The organism is Allobosea sp. 05T438 (genome assembly GCF_056396025.1).
In genome coordinates, this window is record NZ_JBFTKQ010000003.1 from 83,427 (window position 1) to 102,287 (window position 18,861).

At 66.8% G+C, this 18,861-nt stretch carries 16 protein-coding genes; 6 read left to right on the forward strand and 10 right to left on the reverse strand.

Translation table 11 applies throughout. The features are described from left to right. The first annotated feature begins 1 nt into the window (after window position 1). Together AC1DIN_RS08830 and AC1DIN_RS08835 are read left to right on the forward strand one after the other, a co-directional pair. On the forward strand, window positions 2–1,036 hold the full coding sequence (locus tag AC1DIN_RS08830) for an N-acetylglucosamine-6-phosphate deacetylase (RefSeq protein WP_476809458.1): 1,035 nt from the start codon (window positions 2–4) through the stop codon (window positions 1,034–1,036). Window positions 1,037–1,068: 32 nt separating this feature from the next. Continuing rightward, window positions 1,069–2,262, forward strand: coding sequence for an ABC transporter substrate-binding protein (locus tag AC1DIN_RS08835; RefSeq protein WP_476809459.1), 1,194 nt, complete (start codon window positions 1,069–1,071; stop codon window positions 2,260–2,262). 216 nt (window positions 2,263–2,478) lie between these two features. On the opposite strand, the gene AC1DIN_RS08840 is transcribed toward AC1DIN_RS08835, so the two are convergent. From AC1DIN_RS08840 to AC1DIN_RS08860, 5 genes are read right to left on the reverse strand one after another with little or no spacing between them, the layout of a single operon-like run. Then, a complete protein-coding gene (locus tag AC1DIN_RS08840; RefSeq protein WP_476809460.1) occupies window positions 2,479–4,197 on the reverse strand; it encodes an ABC transporter ATP-binding protein in 1,719 nt (572 codons plus the stop codon). Beyond that, complete coding sequence (locus AC1DIN_RS08845) at window positions 4,194–5,012, reverse strand: ABC transporter permease (protein ID WP_476809741.1); 819 nt, start codon at window positions 5,010–5,012, stop codon at window positions 4,194–4,196. Before AC1DIN_RS08845 ends, AC1DIN_RS08840 begins: the two co-directional genes overlap by 4 nt. A 50-nt stretch (window positions 5,013–5,062) precedes the next feature. Further along, a complete protein-coding gene (locus tag AC1DIN_RS08850) occupies window positions 5,063–6,007 on the reverse strand; it encodes an ABC transporter permease (protein WP_476809461.1) in 945 nt (314 codons plus the stop codon). 60 nt (window positions 6,008–6,067) lie between these two features. Beyond that, the gene (locus tag AC1DIN_RS08855) at window positions 6,068–7,609 is read right to left on the reverse strand and encodes an ABC transporter substrate-binding protein (protein WP_476809462.1); all 1,542 of its coding nucleotides are present in this window, start codon (window positions 7,607–7,609) and stop codon (window positions 6,068–6,070) included. 29 nt (window positions 7,610–7,638) lie between these two features. After that, entirely contained in the window at window positions 7,639–8,523 is an 885-nt protein-coding gene (locus AC1DIN_RS08860; RefSeq protein WP_476809463.1) for an alpha/beta hydrolase family protein, read from the reverse strand. Window positions 8,524–8,630: 107 nt separating this feature from the next. Here AC1DIN_RS08860 and AC1DIN_RS08865 point away from each other — a divergent pair, with 107 nt between their 5' ends. Further along, a complete protein-coding gene (locus AC1DIN_RS08865; protein WP_476809464.1) occupies window positions 8,631–9,299 on the forward strand; it encodes a GntR family transcriptional regulator in 669 nt (222 codons plus the stop codon). A 16-nt stretch (window positions 9,300–9,315) separates the two neighbouring features. Here the strand turns inward: AC1DIN_RS08865 and AC1DIN_RS08870 are convergent, their stop codons facing one another. From AC1DIN_RS08870 to AC1DIN_RS08880, 3 genes are all read right to left on the reverse strand, one after another. Further along, window positions 9,316–10,857 (reverse strand): ABC transporter substrate-binding protein, encoded by a 1,542-nt coding sequence (locus tag AC1DIN_RS08870; protein WP_476809465.1) that lies wholly within the window; start codon window positions 10,855–10,857, stop codon window positions 9,316–9,318. A gap of 93 nt (window positions 10,858–10,950) precedes the next feature. After that, the gene (locus AC1DIN_RS08875; protein ID WP_476809466.1) at window positions 10,951–12,504 is read right to left on the reverse strand and encodes an ABC transporter substrate-binding protein; all 1,554 of its coding nucleotides are present in this window, start codon (window positions 12,502–12,504) and stop codon (window positions 10,951–10,953) included. A 142-nt stretch (window positions 12,505–12,646) separates the two neighbouring features. Beyond that, a complete protein-coding gene (locus AC1DIN_RS08880; RefSeq protein WP_476809467.1) occupies window positions 12,647–13,789 on the reverse strand; it encodes a C45 family autoproteolytic acyltransferase/hydolase in 1,143 nt (380 codons plus the stop codon). Window positions 13,790–13,871: 82 nt separating this feature from the next. Here AC1DIN_RS08880 and AC1DIN_RS08885 point away from each other — a divergent pair, with 82 nt between their 5' ends. Next, on the forward strand, window positions 13,872–14,762 hold the full coding sequence (locus AC1DIN_RS08885; protein ID WP_476809468.1) for a GntR family transcriptional regulator: 891 nt from the start codon (window positions 13,872–13,874) through the stop codon (window positions 14,760–14,762). A 108-nt stretch (window positions 14,763–14,870) separates the two neighbouring features. Then, window positions 14,871–16,133 (forward strand): aminopeptidase, encoded by a 1,263-nt coding sequence (locus AC1DIN_RS08890; protein ID WP_476809469.1) that lies wholly within the window; start codon window positions 14,871–14,873, stop codon window positions 16,131–16,133. 129 nt (window positions 16,134–16,262) lie between these two features. On the opposite strand, the gene AC1DIN_RS08895 is transcribed toward AC1DIN_RS08890, so the two are convergent. Next, complete coding sequence (locus AC1DIN_RS08895; protein ID WP_476809470.1) at window positions 16,263–17,300, reverse strand: DmpA family aminopeptidase; 1,038 nt, start codon at window positions 17,298–17,300, stop codon at window positions 16,263–16,265. A gap of 130 nt (window positions 17,301–17,430) precedes the next feature. Between AC1DIN_RS08895 and AC1DIN_RS08900 the strand changes: the two genes are divergently transcribed. Then, window positions 17,431–17,862 carry a DUF1810 domain-containing protein gene (locus tag AC1DIN_RS08900; protein ID WP_476809471.1) on the forward strand — a complete coding sequence of 144 codons (432 nt, stop codon included), beginning with the start codon at window positions 17,431–17,433 and terminating at the stop codon, window positions 17,860–17,862. 2 nt (window positions 17,863–17,864) lie between these two features. Here AC1DIN_RS08900 and AC1DIN_RS08905 read toward each other — a convergent pair whose 3' ends face one another. After that, entirely contained in the window at window positions 17,865–18,836 is a 972-nt protein-coding gene (locus AC1DIN_RS08905; protein ID WP_476809472.1) for an ornithine cyclodeaminase family protein, read from the reverse strand. Between the last annotated feature and the right edge of the window lie 25 nt (window positions 18,837–18,861).

Below are 18,861 nucleotides of genomic sequence, written 5' to 3' on the forward strand. Positions count from 1 at the left end.
GATGCGCACGCCCGGTCTCGTCGATCTGCAGGTCAACGGCTTCGCCGGGGTCGATTTCAACTCCGGTACGATCACGGCGGCGGAGCTCGACCGGGCGCTGGAGGCGATGCTGGCGACGGGCGTGACCACCTGCCTGCCGACGATCATCACTGCGCATCCGCATGAGCTGGAAGAGCGATTCCGGGCGCTCGACGCAGCGGTGAGCGGAAGCCGGCTCGGGCCGCTGATGTGTCCGGGCTACCATCTCGAAGGCCCGTTCCTGAACCCGTCCGCCGGCTATTCCGGCTGCCACCCACCGGAGGCGATGACGGCGGCAACGGCCGAGCTCGTCGCGCATCTTGACCAGCTCTTGTCGCGGCCGATCCTGATGGTGACGCTGGCGCCGGAGGTCGAAGGCGGCGTCGTCCTCGCCGGCAAGCTGGCGCAAGCGGGCAAGGTCGTCGCCATCGGCCATTCCGCCGTCGATTTCGAGACCGCCGCCGCCGCTGCGGAGGCGGGCGCGACGCTCTCGACCCATCTCGGCAACGGCCTGCCGCAGCAGCTGCACAAGCTCGTCAACCCGCTCTTCGCCCAGCTCGCCGAAGACCGGCTGATGGCCGGCTTCATCGCGGATGGCATCCATATCCATCCGCAGGCGCTGAAGAGCCTGATCCGGGCAAAGGGCGCGGAGCGCTCGATCCTCGTCACGGACGCCGTGGTCGCTGCTGGCGCGGTGCCGGGCCGTTACAGCTTCGCCGGCATGCCGGTCGATCTCGCCGCCGATGGTTCGGTGCGCCAGCCGGGCGGCGCCTCGCTGGCGGGCTCCGCGCTCAAGCTCGACGACGCCGTTCGGAATGTCGTCGGCTGGGGCATCGCGACGCCGGAGGGGGCAATTGCCATGGCCTCGACCCATGCGCTGGCCTGCATCGCCGACGCGCTGGCGCAGGCTGGCATCACCTTGCCGGAGAGCGCGATCGAGTGGTCGCCGGAACTCCGCATCCGCAGCGTGCGCATCGGCAACGAGCGCCGCGATTTCGCCGCTGTGGCGGCATCCTGAAGACGTTACCAACCAAGCAAGAGGGGAAAACGATGAGCGAATTTTCGAAAGGCGTGGATCGCCGCACCGTGCTGGGCGGCCTCGGCGCGCTGACCATCGGCGCGAACGGCGCCTTCGCCGCCGCGCCGCCGCTGCCTTCGGCGCCGGTCGGCATCAACATCATCGATGTCGGCGGGGCGCTGGCGCTGATGCAGCAGGCCTTCGACGACTACCGCAACGCCAATCCCAAGCTCGTCTCGCGCATCACCTATGTGAAAGCGCCGGCGCCGGAACTGGCGAGCAAGATCAAGGCGCAGCAGGATGCCGGGCGCGCCGATCTCGATCTGGTCCTGACCGGCTCGGATGGCCTGGCTGCCGGCCTCGAGCAGAATCTCTGGCTCAAGATCTTCCCGGATTTCGCCGAGAAATTCCCCAATATCGAGCAGAACTACGAGCCGGCGGCGCTCAACCTGCACAAGGTGCAGGGCGCCGGCTACGGCACGGTGGTGAACTATTACCCGTCCGGGCCGCTGCTCGAATACATGCCGGACCGGGTCAAGCAGGTGCCGACGACGGCCGACGAGCTGCTGGCCTGGGCCAAGGCCAATCCCAACAAGTTCATGTATGCGCGCCCGACCAATTCAGGCCCCGGCCGCACCTTCATGATGGGTCTGCCCTATATCCTCGGCGACAAGGATCCGCAGGACCCGGTCAATGGCTGGGACAAGACCTGGGCCTATCTGCAGGAACTCGGCGAGCACATCGAGTACTACCCGGCCGGCACGGGCGCGACGATGAAGGAGTTCGGCGACGGCTCGCGCGACATCATCATCTCGACCACGGGCTGGGACATCAATCCGCGTGCGCTCGGCATCGTGCCGAAGGAAGCCAAGATCCAGACGCTGAAGGGCTTCCACTGGGTCTCGGACGCCTTCTTCATGTGCGTGCCGAAGGGCATCCCGAACGATCGCCTTGCCGTCGTGCTCGACATCATGGCGCATGTGCTGACGCCGAAGATGCAGGCCTATTCCTATGACGAGGGCTATCTCTATCCGGGCCCGGCGGTGAAGGACGTGCCGCTCTCGCTGGCGCCGAAGCGCAGCCAGGAGGTGATCGCGGAGTTCGGCCGGCCTGAGTATGCCGACCTCATCGCCAAGAACCCGATCGAGCTGCCGCTGAAGCCGGACAAGATGGTCGTCGCCTTCCGCAAGTGGGACGAACTGGTCGGCGCCAAGCGCAAGCGCTGATCGAAGCCATTATTCCTTCGCTCCGCCTTCGACGCGGAGCGAAGAAAAGGCCCGGAAACCATCGCACGGTGCCGCCACCGACGATGGATTCCGGGCCGATTTCGTTCTCGAACTGGAGCATGCTGATTTTACGCGGACTCACGCGGTCATCCCGGGCTTGATCCGGAATGACGGCGAGGCCGCGAAAAGGCCGAGGTGGCGAAGTGTCGACAGACCCTAGCTGACGACCGATGCGTCGTTTTCGGCGCGCCGCCAGAACAGCCTGACGCCGCCATCGCCGGTGCTTTCGAGGCCGGGGACGGCTGCGAGAAGCTTCTGAGTGTAGGCGTGCTGCGGATTGTCGAAGATGTCGTCGCGGGGGCCTTCCTCGACGATGCGGCCGTCCTGCATAACGATGACCCGGTCGGCGACCTGCTCGACCACGCCGAGGTCATGGCTGATGAAGAGGCAGGAGAAGCCGTGCTTCTTCTGCAACTCGTCGAAGAGCTCGAGCACCTGCGCGCGCACGGTCACGTCGAGCGCCGAGACCGGCTCGTCGGCGATGACGAAGCTCGGCCGGCGCACGACCGCCCGGGCGATGGCGATGCGCTGGCGCTGGCCGCCCGAGAGCTCATGCGGGTAACGCTCGGCGAAGCCGTCCTTGAGGCCGACCTCGGCCAGAACCTCGGCGACGCGCGCCTTCTTGTCTCCCGGAGTCATGTCCGGTACCAGCCGCAGCGGCTCGCCGACGAGCTGGCCGATCGTCATGCGCGGATCGAGCGAGGAATAGGGGTCCTGGAACACCATCTGGCAGTTCAGCCGATAGTCCCAGTAAGCCGTCTCGCTCTTCGCGATGGGCTTGCCGTTGAAGCGGATCTCGCCGCCGGCCGGCTTGACGAGCCCGGCGATGGACTGGCCGAGAGTGGTCTTGCCCGAGCCGGAGCCGCCGACCACGGCGACGACCTCGCCGGGCTGCACGTCGAGGCTGATGCCATGCAGCGCGCGCTTGGCTGCCTCCTTGCGGAAGAAGCCCTGCCGGCCGGGATATTCGACGACGAGGTCGCGGACCGAGACGATCGGGGTCTTCGCCTGCGGCAGCAGCCGCGCCGGCAGCCGGTGCGGCATCGCCGAGAGCAGCTTGCGCGTATAGGGGTGCTGCGGTCGGGCGAGGATCTCTTCGCTCGATCCTTGCTCGACCACGTCGCCCTGGCACATCACGACGATGCGGCTGCAATAGCGCGCGACCATGCCGAGATCATGCGAGATCAGCAGCACGGCGGTGTTGTTGGCCTGGGTCAATTCGACCATCAGCTCCATCACGTCGCGCTGGACGACAGCGTCGAGGGCCGTGGTCGGCTCGTCGGCGAGGAGCAGCGCCGGCTTCAGCAGCATCACCGAGGCCAGCATGATGCGCTGGCGCATGCCGCCGGAGAATTGGTGCGGATAGGCGGTGAGCGCGCCTTCCGGGTCGCGCAGGCCGACGCGCCTGAGCATGTCGAGGATGAGCGCGCGGCGCTGGGCTGCGTCGAGCTTGCGGTGCAGCGCCAGACCCTCGTCGAGCTGGCGGCCGATCAACATCGACGGGTTGAGCGAGGTCATCGGCTCCTGGAAGACCATGCCGACGCGCGAGCCGCGCATGGCGCGCAGATCCTTGCCGCTCATCGCCATCACGTCCTGCCCGTCGAAGCGGATCGTGCCGGAGGTGAGCGCGACGGCGGGGGGGATGAAGCCCATCACGGCGCGGGCCGCGAGCGTCTTGCCCGAGCCGGATTCGCCGACGATGCCGACGATCTCGCCGGGGAAGACCTGGAAGGAGACGTCGTTGACGACCGTGCGGCCGGTCGTGCCGATCCTGAGCGTCAGGCCGGCGACGTCTAGGAGAGCGGCGGCGCTCTTGTTGGCCGCGTTTTCTTGACGCGAACCGGTGCCCACTTCGCTTGAAAGCGCTTTGGTCATCGCGAACCCCTCATCCGCGGGTCGAGCCTGTCGCGCACGGCATCGCCGAGCAGGTTGATGCCGAGCAGGGTCAGCGAGATGCACAAGCCCGGGAAGATGCCGAGCCAGACGGCCTGCCCGATATAGGGCCGGGAGCCTGCGAGCATGTTGCCCCAGGTCGGCGCCGGCGGCGGAACGCCCAGGCCCAGGAAGGAGAGCGCGCTTTCCGCCAGCAGCACATAGCCAAACATCGAGGTCGCCAGCACGGTCAGCGGCGCGATGCAGTTCGGCAGGATGTGGCGGGCCATGGTGAAGCTCTCGGAGTTGCCCATCACGCGCGAGGCGGCAATGAACTCGCGCTCGCGCAGGGAGAGCACCGTGCCGCGGACCACGCGGGCGACCGACGGCGTATAGGCGATGCCGAGCGCGACGATGATGCCGTATTTGTTGGCGCCGACCACCGCGAGCAGGCCGAGCGCCAGGAGGATGCCGGGAAAGGCGAGCAGCGCGTCGTTGAAGGCCATGATCACCCGGTCGACCCAGCCGCGCATATAGCCGGAGAACAGGCCGATCGTGGTGCCCATCACGACGGCGAGCGTCACCGTCAGCAGGCTGATCCAGACCGAGGTCGCCGCGCCCGCCATCAGGCGGGACAGCACGTCGCGGCCGAACTCGTCGGTGCCGAGCCAGTGCAGCGCGGAGGGCGCCGCCAGCTTCTCGCGGAAGGAGAGCTTGAGCGGATCGTAGGGTGTCCAGAGGGCGCCGATGCACGCCGTCGCGAGCAGGATGCCGATCAGCGTGCCGCCGACGATCGCATTGGCGGCGGGGAGTTTCATTCGGCTGGCCTTCTTCACGGCGCCGCCACCGCTCATGGTGCTGTTGCTGCTCATTGCGCGGTCACCCTGGGATCGAAGACCGGATAGCAGAGGTCGATGACGAGGTTCACCAGCACATAGGTGAAGGCGACGAAGAGCATGCAGCCCTGGATCACGGGATAGTCGCGCGCGAAGATTGCATCGACGAGCAGGCGCCCGAGGCCGGGGATCGTGAAGACGGTCTCGACCACCGCGATGCCGCCGAGCAGGTTGCCGAGCACCAGGCCGATCAGCGTCCAGGTCGGGCCGAAGGCGTTCTTGAAGGCATGGCGCCAGAGCACCGCGCTTTCCGAGAGGCCCTTGGCGCGGGCATGGGTGATGTAGTCTAGCCGGAGCACCTCGAGCGTCGAGGCGCGCGCCATGCGCAGGATCACGCCGATCTCGTGCAGGAACAGCGTCATGATCGGCATGACGAGATAGAGGATGCCGGCCCAAGGGTTTTCGGCGATCGAGACGTAGCCGACAACCGGCAGCCATTCGAGCTTGAGGCCGAAGAATAGCAGGAGCAACAGGCCGAGCCAGAAAGTGGGGATCGAGAGCAGCAGCGTGGCGGTGGCGACGAGGCCGAGATCGATCGGCGTATCCTGCTTCCAGGCGGCGATCACGCCGGCCGGCACGGCGACGAGGCTCGCCAGCAGCACCGCGACCAGCACGATCTGGGCCGAGACCCAGAAGCGCTGCAGGATCAGCGGCAGCACCGCCTGCTGCGACGAGATCGACTGGCCGAAATCGCCGTGCAGCACGTTGCCGATCCAGATGCCGAACTGCACCGGCAGGCTCTGGTCGAGGCCGAGCCGAGCCCGGAGATCGGCGAGGCTTGCCGGCGTTGCCAGATCACCCAGCATCAGCTGTGCGGGGTCGCCGGGAATCAGGCGGATCAGGACGAAGACCGACACCGCCACGATCAGCAGCGTCGGCAACGCCATCGCGATCCGCGTCAGCGCGAAACGAAACATCGAAGGCCCTCCCAAGCCTCACTGCCGGTCCCGGCCAAAGCCAGGGCCGGAGGCACCGCCTCACTTGGCGAAGCCAACCTCCCAGAGCCGCAGCTGCGACGCCCACGGCGTCACGCCTGTCACGCGCTTGGAATGGGCGATGATGTCGAGGTCGTTATGGGTGAAGATGGTCGGCACCTGCTCGATGAAGCGCTTGTGCAGCTCATCGAAGATCTTCTGGCGCTCGGCTGTATCGGTCACCACCATCGACTTCTGGATCAGCTCGAGCGCTTCCGGGTCCTCCCAGATCTTGCGCGGCTGCTTGTCCTTCGGGCCGGCGATCTGCTCGAATCCGAGCGCGGGATCGAAGCGGCTCGAATAGGAGAAGGCCTGGATCTGGTAGTTGCCCTTGTTGTAGCGGTCGAGCTGCGTCGCCCACTCCAGCACCTCGATCTCGGCATTGATGCCGGCCGCCTGCATCATCGCCTGCGCTATGACGGCGGTGTTGAAGCTCGGCACGGAGGAGCGCTTGTTGGCGAGGATCACGATCTTCTCGCCCTTGTAACCGGCCTTCTGCAGCAAGGCCTTGGCCGCGGCAGGGTCGTATTTGAAGCCCTGTTTCTGCGCCCCGCCGTAGTATTTCGAGGTCGTGTAGACCGGCGAGTTATTGGGCTTGCCGAGGCCGTTGCTGACGTTGCCGACGAGCTCGGGGAAGTCGATCGAGGCGGCGATGGCCTGGCGCAGGGCCTGGTTCTTCAGCAGCGGATCGCGCGTCTGGATGATGAGGCTGTGCCTGACCGGGTTCGGGGCAATCGCGAGCGTGACATTGGGCGCGCCCTTGAGATCGGGCACGTCCGATTCCGGCATCAGCGCCATGTCGAGCGAGCCCGCGAGCAGGCCGGCCTTCACCGTCGCCGCATCGGGGATGACCATGAAGCGCGCCTCCTTCACCAGCGGCCGCTTGCTGCCGATGTAGCCGTCGCGCTTGTCGCCCTTGGGCGAGACGTACTGGTCGAAGGCGAGGAGCTGGACCGACTGGCCGCGCTTCCATTCGCCGAGCATGAAGGGGCCTGTGCCGATCGGCTTGTCCCAGCTGCCGTCGGCCTTCACCGAATCCTTGTGGATCACGGCCGTGCCGCCGCAGTCCGCGCGGGCGAGCGAGTCGAGGAAGAGCCCGTTCGGCTCGTTGATCTCCATGACGAAGGTGTCGGCATCGGGAGCGGTGGCGGAGATGACCTTGAGGCCATTGCGCCCGTCGAAATCGGACAGGCAGCGCCAATCCGTCTTCGGATCCATGTAGCGGTTCCAGCTCCACAGCGCGTCGGCCGAGGTCATCGTGGCGCCGTTGTGGAATTTCACGCCCTTGCGCAGGCGGAAGGTATAGGTCTTGCCGTCCGCGGAGATGTCGACCTTCTCGGCCAGAAGCGGGCCGACCGAGCCGTCCTCGGCATAGCCGACGAGCCCTTCGACGAAGTGCAGAACGACCGCGTCGGTGTTGCCGTCCCGGTTCACGCCGGGGTTGGTCGAACGGATGTCGGCGTTGAGCACGGCGGTCAGCGTCTGGGCCTGCAGGGCGCCGGCCGAGAGGGCGAGCGCAGCGGCGGAGACAAGGAGGCGCTTCATGATGGTTCCCCTGTTGTCGTTATGGTCGTTCAGCCGGCCTTGCGGGCGGCGCGAATCCTGCTGAGTTCGCCGGCGAAGAAGTCCTCGACCACCGGCACGACCTTGACCCCGTCATGCGGCGTGTTCGGCACGAGATCGAAGCGCGCCGCGATGCCATTCTCTGCGAAGGAATCGCGCAAGCTCGCCAGCCGCTCCGGCCGCGTCGCGCCGGCATGGTTGGCGTCCGGCATCCAGTTGCGGCCGCCCGGCTTGTGGGTGATCTCCCAGGTCTCGAGATCGGCGGCGCCGACGACCATCTGCACCGCGACCTGCTGCATCGCGGGGATGTCGAGCTCCTGGCCGAAGAGCTCGGCGAAGTTGCGCGTCCCGACCCACCAGTCGCGCGAGGGATCGAGCAGGGTCACCGAACCCGGCGCGCCGATCGAGACGCCCCAGAGCTTGTGCGGCTGCAGCAGCAGGAAACGGTGGGCGAAATGGCCGCCGCCGGAATAGCCGAACAGGCCGAAGCGCTCGAAGGCGATGCCGTAGCGCTCGGAGACCTCCTCGACGATGGCGAGCAGCACATGGTCGTAACGGAGGTTGCCCTCGCGCATGTATTTGAAGCCGTCGCGGTAGCCGTCGCCCATCACGCCGATCGGGAAGAGCGGCGCCAGAATGATGCAGTTGTTCCAGCGGGCGAAGGCCGAGAAGGCGTCGCGATAGCCAGTGAAGCCGCGGCCCGTGCCGTGCATGGCGACGATGAGCTCTGGCGCCTCGCCGGTCTTGCCGAGGTTCGGCGGGACATAGAGGCAATAGGGGAAGCGTGGATCGTGCTTCGAGGCGTAGATCGAGGTCGGTCCGTATTCGTAGAGCGCCTTGGCGCGCGCGGCTGCCTCGATTTCCGGCTTACCGGTCTTTTCTGCCACGGCGCTCACGGCTTCTCTCCTATGGCGAAATTATTGGCGCCAATTGTGTCGCATGTTATGGTTGGCTTCGCAACCGACTTCTGTCGCGCCGCCCGAATCCTGCTAGAGAGCCCTTCATGACGTCCGAGCGGAAACGCAGAAACACCGGCACGCGGCGGGCCATCCTCGCGAACGAGATCGCGCAGGCGATCAGGCTGCGCATGTTCAGGCCGGGCGAGTGGCTCCGTCAGATCGATCTCGAGGAGCGCTTCCAGGCGACGCGTTTCGACGTGCGCAGCGCCCTCGACGAGCTCGCCGTGCGCAAGACGATCGAGCATGTCCCGAACCGGGGCTATCGCGTCGCCGAGGTCGACATGAAGACCTATGAGGAGATCCAGGCGACACGGGTCATCCTCGAGATGGCGGCGGCGGCGGGTATCGTCGCCCGTATCGACGCGGCGACGATCGCGCGGCTGGACGAGCTCGCGGCGCAGTTCTCCAAGGCGGTGCTGACCGGCAGCCGCACCGAGCAGAGCGAGATCAACCGCATCTTCCATCAGCTGCTGTACTCCTTCTGCGGCAATGCCGTGCTCGAGGAAACGATCTGGGCGCTACGAGACCGGGCGCGCGGTTCGCAGATCACGGTCTGGAGCTCGCATGAATCACTGCTGCGCAGCGACCGCGAGCACTACGCGATGATGGAGGCCCTGAAGGCCCGGGACGGCCGACGCCTCGCCGCCGTGATCGCGGCGCATGTCGTCAAGGGCGGCACGCCAGAGCCGGCCCCGATCGGCGGGCCGGGCTGACCGACGCACCCGGAGGTTACTTGGCGACGCTGACCTCCCAGAGGCGCGGCTTCGAGGCGACCCAGGGCGCGAAGCCCTGCAGACGCCTGGAAACGACAGCCGTGTCGACCTGGTTGTAGAGGAAGATCAGCGGCGCATCGGCCAGCATCATCACATGCAGCTGGTCGAAGATCTTCTTCCGCTCGGCTTCGTCATTGACCAGCGTTGCCCTCTCGATGAGGGCGTTGGCCTCCGCATTGTCCCAGACCTTGGAGGGCAGCTTGTCCTTGGGGCCGGAGAACTGGTTGTAGCTCTGGGCGGGGTCGATGCGGGCGGAATAGCTGAAGGACATCATCTGGTAGTTGCCCTTCGAGAAACGGTCGAGCTGCGTCGCCCATTCCAGGATCTCGATCTCGGCCTTGATGCCGGAGGCCTGCAGCATCGCCTGCGCCATGATCGCGACGGGGTAGCTCGGCACGGTCGAGCGCTTGTTGGCGATCAGCTTGATCGTCTCGCCCTTGTAGCCGGCTTCGGCCAGCAGCTTCTTCGTCTGCGCCGGATCGTGCGTGTAACGCTTCTTCTGGACCTCGTCGTAGAAGGGTGAGGTGATGTAGACCGCCGAATTATTGGTCTTGCCCAGGCCGTTCGAGACGGCGCCGACGATCTCGTCCTGATCGAGCGCCGCCACGATCGCCTGGCGCATGCGGGCATCGCCGAGCAGCGGGTCGCGGCTCTGGAGCAGAATGCCGTGCTTGGTGGCGCTCGGCGCCGTCAACACCTGCAACCCGCTCTTCTTCATCTCCGGCACGTCCTCGTCGGGCACATCCGCGACGTCGAGCGCGCCCGACATCAGGCCGGCCTTCACCGTCGCGCCATCGGCGATGGAGAGGAACTTGACCTCCTGCGCCAGCGGGCGCTTGGAGCCGACATAGCCGTCGCGCTTCTCGCCGGGCGGGGAAGCGTAAGCATCGAAGCGCTTGAGCAGGACGAATTCGCCTCGGCGCCAGTCGGCGAGCTGGAACGGGCCGGTGCCGACCGGCTTGTCCCAGCTGCCGTCGGCCTTGACCGAGTCCCTGTGCAGGATCGCGACCATCGCGCAGTCGGTGCGGGCCATGGTGTCGAGGAAGAGCGCGCTCGGCTTCTCCAGCTTCATCACGAAGGTCGTTGCATCGGGGACGGCCGCTTCAATGACCTTCAGCCCGAGCCGGCCGTCGAATTCCGCCTTGCAGCGCCAGTCGGTCTTCGCATCCATGTAGCGGTTCCAGCTCCACAAAACGTCGGCCGAGGTCATCTCGGCGCCGTTGTGGAACTTCACGCCCTTGCGCAGGTGGAAAGTGTAGGTCCGTCCGTCCGGCGAGATCTCGATCTTCTCGGCGAGCAGCGGCGCGACAGCGCCATTCTCGCGATAGCCGACGAGGCCCTCGACCATGTGCAGCACGACGGCGTCGGTATTGTCGTCGCGGTTGACGCCCGGATTGGTGCTGCGGATGTCGGCGTTGAGCGCGACGTTGATCGTCTGTGCCTGGGCCGCCCCGCCGATAAGTGCGAGCGCGAGAGCAGGCGCTGAAATGCGGATCATTCTCGTTCCCCTTACTGCCATGCCGTCAGGGCACGCCCTGTACGGGCATGCCTCGATGTCGCGGGAGATCCCGAAGATGGGGCGGTTTGAGCGCTATTCGCCGACGGTGACTTCCCAGGCCCGCGGCAGCGAGCTCACGGTCGAGACATAGCCCTTGGTCTTGGCGCCCATCGCACCGCCGACGATGCCGTTATAGAGCATCACCATGGGCACTTCCGCGAGGAAGCGCTTGTGCAGCCCGTCGAAGATCTTCTGACGTTCGGCGCGGTCGGTCACCACCATCGACTTGTCGAGCTCGGCCTGCACCTCCGGATTGTCCCAGAGCTTGCGCGGCTGCTTGTCCTTCGGGCCGGTCATCGACTCGTAGCTCAGCGCGGGGTCCATGCGGCCCGAATAGGGGAAGGCCTGGATCTGGTAGTTGCCCTTGCTGTAGCGGTCGAGCTGCGTCGCCCATTCCAGCACCTCGATCTCGACATTGACGCCGACGGCCTGCAGCATCTGCTGGGCGACGACCGCGGCATCGAAGCTCTCGGGGTAGCGCTTGTTGGCGAGCATCACGATCTTCTCGCCCTTGTAGCCGGCTTCCGTGATGAGCTTCTTGGCGGCGGCCGGGTCGTATTTCCAGCCTTCCTTCTGCACCGGGCCGTAATAGGCCGAAAGAGCCGGGACGATCGAGTTGTTCGGCGTGCCGATGCCGTCGCTGACGGCGGCGACCAGCTCCTTGGAGTCGATCGCGGCGGCGATCGCCTGGCGCAGCTTGAGGTTCTGCAGCAGCGGGTCGCGGGTCTGGATGATCAGGCCGACGAGGCCCATGCTGGTGACGACGGAGGTCTTGACCTTGTCGTTCTTCTTGAGCTCGGCGATGTCGGTATTGGCGATATCCGGGACAACGTCGATATCGCCCTTCAGCAGGGCGGCCTTGGCCGTCGCGTTGTCGGGGATGATCAGGAAGCGCACCTCGTCGACCAGCGGCTTCTTGGCGCCGGTCAGGCCGTCGATCTTGCCGGGCAGCGAGGCGTAGTCGGCGAAGCGCTCCAGCCGGATGTACTCGCCGCGCTTCCACTCCGCGAACTTGAACGGGCCGGTGCCGATCGGCTTGTCGAAGGAGCCGTCCGCCTTGACCGAGTCCTTGTGGAGGATGCCGGTCATCGCGCAATCGGTGCGGGCGAGCGCCGAGAGGAAGAGCGCGCTCGGCTTGTCCAGGTCGAAGACGACGGTCCGGTCGTTCGGCGCGGAGATCTTCTCGACCTTGACCTGGCCGCGGCCGTCGAACTCCGAGAGGCAGCGCCAGTCGGTCTTCGGATCCATGTAGCGGTTCCAGTTCCACAGCACGTCGGCTGCGGTCAGCGGGGCGCCGTTATGGAACTTCACGCCCTGGCGCAGGGTGAAGCTGTAGCTCTTGCCGTCCGGGGAGATGTCGATCTTCTCGGCCAGCAACGGCTTCGGCAAGGCGTCCTCGCCATAGGCGACGAGGCCCTCGACCATCTGCACGACGACGCCGTCGGTATTGGCGTCGCGATTGACGCCCGGATTGATCGAGCGGATATCGGCGCGGAGCTGGATCTTGAGCGTGCTCGCTTCGGCAATTTGGACCAAGCCGCTGCACAGGAGCGCGGCGGCAAGGACGGTGGAGGTGGTTTGGCGCATCATGTTCCCCTGTTTTTTATTCGGTTGTGACGCGGTGCCAGAGCCACCGCGCTTCTCCCGCGCGCGGGGGCTCTGGCTTTGCTGAGGCATTTTCTTCGGGCGAACCGGTGTCCACTTCGCCCGAAAATGCTTTACGGCCGGACTATTCGGCCGCTTCGGCGAGCAGGACGGGATCCTCGGTCAGGCTGTAGCGGGTGAAGACGCGGTTCTCGGCCGGCAGCGGCGCGACTTCCATGATCCCCTTGGCGGGCTGCATGATCACCATTGCGACCGTCGCCGAGAGGTTGCCCTGCTCGTTCGGGCGCGCCGGACGGCAGACCGAATACGGCGTCAGGAAATCGTCGAAGAGGGCCTGCTTGAGATCGTCGACGGTCAGCTTGCGGCCGGCTTCATCGAGCAGCTTCTTGACGCGCCAGTCGCGATAGAAGCTCTCCGGCACGCGCGGGATGCTGGTGTTCTTCACCTTGGTCAAGGCGATCTGGCCGACCCAGTGGTTGGCGTGAACGATCATCCCGTCTTCCGGATAGATCGGGAAGGCCTCGTCCGGAGCGCATTCGAAATCGATGCCGAAGCCCTTCACGGTCGAGAGCATCATGTTGTTGGAGCAGGCCTTCGGCGTCGCCGCCACGGCCTTGATCGCGAAGGCGAGGTGCTCCTGCTCCAGCACCTTGCGGCGAATCAGTGCGAGCGGCACGCCCGACTGGGTGAAGTCGCGCTCGCATTCGAGATAGTTGGCGGTGATCGAGATGCCCGCCGCGTTCATGCCGCAGCGGGCGAGGCCGCCGGCCTCGACGAAGGTCAGGAAATCCGGCCCGTCGTCGCGGCGCACGCGCAGCACGATCGCGGTCTCCGCGCATTCGGCCCGCCAGTCCCAGTTCTGGCCGTGGATCAGCTCGCCGGTGGCGCTGCGCTCGGGCAGGATGATCGCGCCGGTGCAGCCGTCGTCGAGCTCTTCTGTCGCCTCAACGGGCTTGTTCTTGACCATCCGCGCCTTGGCGATGACCTCGGTGCGGGCGTTGACCATGATGATGTCTTCGAGCGCGACGCCAGCGCCGTCGGCGATGCCCCGCATCTCCTCGATGTAATGGGCGCCGAAGGCCTCGATCTCGCTGGCGAACTCGCCGATCAGCGCGGATTTGGCCGTGGCGTCGTAGCCGAGATCGCCGAGCTGGCCGCCATAGAGCTCGATCGAGCGCTTCACGCGCTGCGGCACGGCCGCGCCATGCTGGCGGCCGCGTTCATAGGGCGAGCCCGAAACGTCGACGAAGGGGCAGGGCTGGACCATGGCGCACAACTTTCCGATATGCTGGCGTGACATCGATCTGTAATGTATTTCATCGCAAACTAAAACAGGCAAGGGCTTTCCGATGGCAATGCCGACCCGGCTGCAGCAGGAGATCGTCGGCCGCATCCTGCAACTGGTGCGGGACGATGCGCTCGATGCCGGTGCCTGGCTGAACGAGAACGCGACGGCGCGCCGCCTCGGCGTATCACGGACGCCGGTGCGCGCGGCGCTCGACCATCTCGCCGAGCAGGGCATCGTCCGGCGCCATCTCAACAAGGGCGTCGAGATCCTGAAGCTGCCTGCCGAGAGCGACGGCGCCTTGCCGCCGGACGCGATCGATCTCGCCATTGTCCGGCTGGCGCATGAGCGCGAGAACGGGCTGCTGCCGGACGAGGTTTCCGAGCTCGAGGTGATGCGGCGCTACGATCTCGGTCGGCCCGAGGCGCAGAAACTGCTCGCCCGCCTCGCCGATCTCGACATGGTCGAGCGCAAGCCCGGCTATGGCTGGCGCTTCCTGCACGAGCCGCGCGACAAGCGCCTTCGCGACGAGAGCTATCGCTTCCGCATGGTGATCGAGCCGATGGGGATGCTCGAACCGGGCTTCCGCCTCGAGCCCGGCTGGATCGCGGAGATGCGGGCGCGGCATGTCGACGCCCTGCAACGACCCTGGCGCGAATCCTCCAGCATCGCCTTCTACGAAATGAATGCCGATTTTCACGAAGGCTTGGCCGCGGCGACGGGCAATCGCTATTTCCATTCGGCCGTGCGGCGCCAGAACCAGCTTCGGCGCCTCTCGAACTACGACTGGGGCCTGGGCTTCGAGCGCGTGCAGGTGAATTGCACGGAGCATCTAGCCATGCTCGACCATCTCGAGGCGGGCGAGAACGAGGTCGCCTCGGCGCTGATGCGCAGTCATCTGCTGCGGGCGAGCAAGCTCAGGCTGGGCACGAAGCAGGCTGAAACGACCGCGTGATCGCTCGCCGCCCGGTCACCGGATGGCTGCCTTGCCGCCGGGACGGTTGACCCGGCGGCGATTTGGGCGAGCAATGGCTGATATCCCGAATCCGACAGGTTGAGTGCCATGACTGTTCATCAGCGTCCCCAAGAGACCCGGCAAGCCATCGATGCCGCCAAGCTGGACAAGCTGGCGGAGGTCGCCATCCGCGTCGGCCTCAATCTGCAGCCTGGGCAGGACCTGTTCCTCACCGCGCCGGTCGCGGCGCTGCCGCTGGTGCGGCGCATCGCCGAGCACGCCTACAAGGCTGGCGCCGGCATCGTGACGCCGATGCTGGCGGACGAGGAGATCACGCTCGCGCGCTATCGCTATGCGCCGGATGCGAGCTTCGACAAGGCGCCGGGCTGGCTCTATGAGGGCGTCGCCAAGGCCTTCTCGGCCAACACCGCGCGACTCGCCGTCGTCGGCGACAATCCGATGCTGCTGGCGAATGAGGATCCGGCCAAGGTCGGCCGCGCCAGCAAGGCGAATTCCGTCGCCTACCAGCCGGCGCTGGAGAAGATCGCCGGCTTCGACATCAACTGGAACATCCTGGCCTATCCGAGCGCGGCCTGGGCTCGCCAGGTGTTCCCGGATGACGCCGAGGAGGTGGCGGTCGGCAAGCTGGCCGAGGCGATCTTCGCCGCCTCCCGCATCAACGAGGCCGATCCGGTCGCGGCCTGGGCGGCGCATAACTCCGCGCTGCGGGCGCGCCGCGACTGGCTGAACGGCCAGCGCTTCGCCTCGCTGCACTTCACCGGGCCGGGCACCGATCTCACCGTGGGCCTGGCCGATGGCCATGACTGGCAGGGCGGCGCTTCGCCGGCCAAGAACGGCGTCGTCTGCAACCCGAATATCCCGACCGAGGAAGTCTTCACCACCCCGCATGCGCGCCGGGTCGAGGGTCACGTGTCGAGCACGAAGCCGCTCTCCTATCAGGGTTCGCTAATCGACGGCATCCAGGTGCGCTTCGAGGGGGGCCGGATCGTGGAGGCCAAGGCCGCGCGCGGCGAGGCCGTGCTCAACAAGGTGCTGGACACGGACGAGGGCGCCCGCCGGCTCGGTGAAGTCGCGCTGGTGCCGCATTCCTCGCCGATCTCAAAGAGCGGCATCCTGTTCTACAACACGCTCTTCGACGAGAACGCCTCCTGCCATATCGCGCTTGGGCAGTGCTATTCGAAATGCTTCGTCGACGGCGCCAACCTGACGCCGGAGCAGATCGCGGCGCAGGGCGGCAACAAGAGCCTGATCCATATCGACTGGATGATCGGCTCCGGCGAGGTCGATATCGATGGCGTCCATGCCGATGGGCGCCGCGTGCCGGTGTTCCGCAAGGGCGAGTGGGCCTGAGCGGCCTGGATCGGTTCGCTGTCCGTCATGGTCGGGCTTGTCCCGACCATCCACGTCTTCACCGATGCCGGACGGCGTTCAAGACGTGGATGCTCGCCACAAGGGCGAGCATGACGGGGTGGTTCTGTTTTAGCCGGCGTTCGCCCTGAGCCAGTCCCCGAGCGAGGGGCGATGATGCCCGTCCCGCCCGGTCGTGGCCGGGGCCGTGATCATCGCGTTGAGCACGGCCTCCTGCGTCGCTTCAGTGGCGGCGCGGAAGAGCGTGTCGATGCGGCTCTCGTTGAGGGCGCGCAGCGCGACGAGGTCGTTCGGCTGATCGTGGTCGATCGGATCGGCAGTCGAGAAGGCGACGGCGATGTCGCCGCTGCCATTGCCCCAGAAGGCGCCGAGCCGGGCGAGGCCGGCGCCGCCGCGCCGCGCGACGCGATGTAATTGCCGCGACTCCAGCGGCACGTCGGTCGCGATGACCAGGATGACCGAGCCGCGCTCGCTTTGCGGCCTCCCTTCCGGCGGAACCGGGCGGCGGCCGTCGGGCAGGACGAGGTCGCCTGCATTGCCGAAATTCGCCAGCGCGAGCACGCCAAGCGTGTAGCTCACCGCATCGAGATCGAAGCGCCGCGAGGCGGTGCCGATGCCGCCCTTGAAGCCGAAGGCGCTCATGCCGGTGCCGGCGCCGACCGCGCCCTCCGCGACCGGCCCTGAGGCGACGGCGTCGAGCGCGGCGAAGGCGTGTTCCTGCGTCAGCCCGCGAGCGCGGATGTCGGAGAGATAGCCGTCATTGCATTCGAGCACGACCGGATTGACCGTGCCGGTCTCGCGGCCGATGTCGGGGTTGGCAGCGAGAGCGCGGGCGACCAGAGCGTCGAAGCCGGTTCCGACTGCGAGCGTGTTGCAGAGCAGGAGCGGCGTCTCGATCTGGCCGAGCTCGGCGAGCTGCATCAGCCCCGCGCTTTTGCCGAAGCCGTTGATGATTTCGACCGCCGCGCGCGGCTTGCGGCGGAAGAGGTTGCCGTCATGCGGCAGCAGTGCGGTGAAGCCGGTGAGGGTGTCGCCTTCGCGCAGGGTGCAGTGGCCGAGCTTCACGCCCGGCACGTCGGTGATGGCGTTGAGCAGGCCCGGCTGCATGATGCCGCAGGAGAGGCCGAAATCGCGCAGGCGCTGGGTCATGGTGTCGGGTCTCGCTGGGTCCGTGCGGCGGGAATAGCATGGGCGTGCGCCGGCTCAAGCGCACTGGGCGCAGCCGAATGAACGGCGAGGCGGCTCGTGCGTTGGGGATGGCGAAGCAGGGAGTGCGCCGATGTCCGATCCATTCCGTCTGCAGCGCTTTCTCGATGCGCAAGAACCCGTCTGGGACGATGCGCTCGCCGAGGTGAAGGCCGGGCGCAAGCGCAGCCACTGGATCTGGTTCGTGTTCCCGCAGATGCGGGGTCTGGGTCTGTCCCCGAACTCCGAATTCTACGGCATCGGCTCGCTCGACGAGGCGCGGGCCTATCTGGCGCATCCGGTTCTCGGGCCGCGCCTCCGAACCATCACGGAGGCGGTGTTGGCGCATGAGGGCCGCAGCGCAAACGCAATCTTCGGCTCGCCCGACGACCGGAAGCTGTGCTCCTCGATGACGCTGTTCGATGTCGCGAGCGGGGACGGCGCCAACCCCTATCGTGCGGTGCTGCGCCGCTTCTTCGACGGGATTGCCGATCCGCGCACCTTCGAGCTGCTCGGCAAGAGCTAGCCTCAGCGTGGCAGGACCGTCCCGAGCCCCTGCGCGCGGGCCCGCGCGACGGCAAGATGCGCAAGTGCCAGGTCGGCGAAGGCGACGCCGCGAAAGGCGAAGAGGGAGCGCCCGGCCGCCGCGTTCGGCTGCGGTGCCGCGGCCAGCCCGATCAGGTCATGCTGGAAGGCGACGGTGGTGACGGGGTTGCCGTCGGCACCATAGGGGGCGCGCGATTGTTCGAGGCTGTCGGTGGCCAGAAGGTCGAAGGCCGGCAGCGTCTCCGGCTTCCAGCTACGGCCGGTATCGACTGCGACCGCCAAGGCGTTCGGCTTCAGGCGCTTCGCATCAAGGAAGGGCGTCATGCCCGCCGCGCCCGGCACCATCGAGATCACGATGTCGCTGCGGGCGAGGAGTGCGTCGGCATCATCAACGATGTCCGCAGCAGCAAGGCCGGCTGCGCGCGCCGCTTCGGCGAGGCGCTCGGCTGAGGAGCGGCTCCGGCTCAGCATCAGCGCGTTGGTCAGGCCGGGATAGAGGTCGTGGAAGGCGGCGAGATGGGCGTGAGCCTGCAAGCCGCAGCCGACGAAGCCGATGGTTTGCGGTGCGGTTGGCGCCAGCAGCGATGCCGCGGCGGCGCTGATCGCCGCGGTGCGCATGAGCGTGATCTCGTCGCCGTCKAGGACGGCGAGCGGTTGGCCTGTCTCGTAGTCGCTGACGCAGATCAGCGCACTCACCGCCGGCAGTGGAGAGCCGGCAGCGACGGGCGCCATCGCCACCCATTTTACCGTGGCGATCCCCAGCGGGGAGGACGCCGCCGTCATCGCCTGGAAGCCGTGGCCGTGGCCTAGCGTCAGCGTGCTCTTCGGCAGGCTGCGGTTCAGCCCGGCAGCATGGTGGCGAAAGCCCTGGAGCACGGCTTCCCGCGCCGCGGCGGGCGGGATCGACAGGGCCCGGACGTCCTCGCGCGACAGATAAAGCAGGGTGTCGCTCATCCCGAGAACTCCGTAGCGGCAAGGC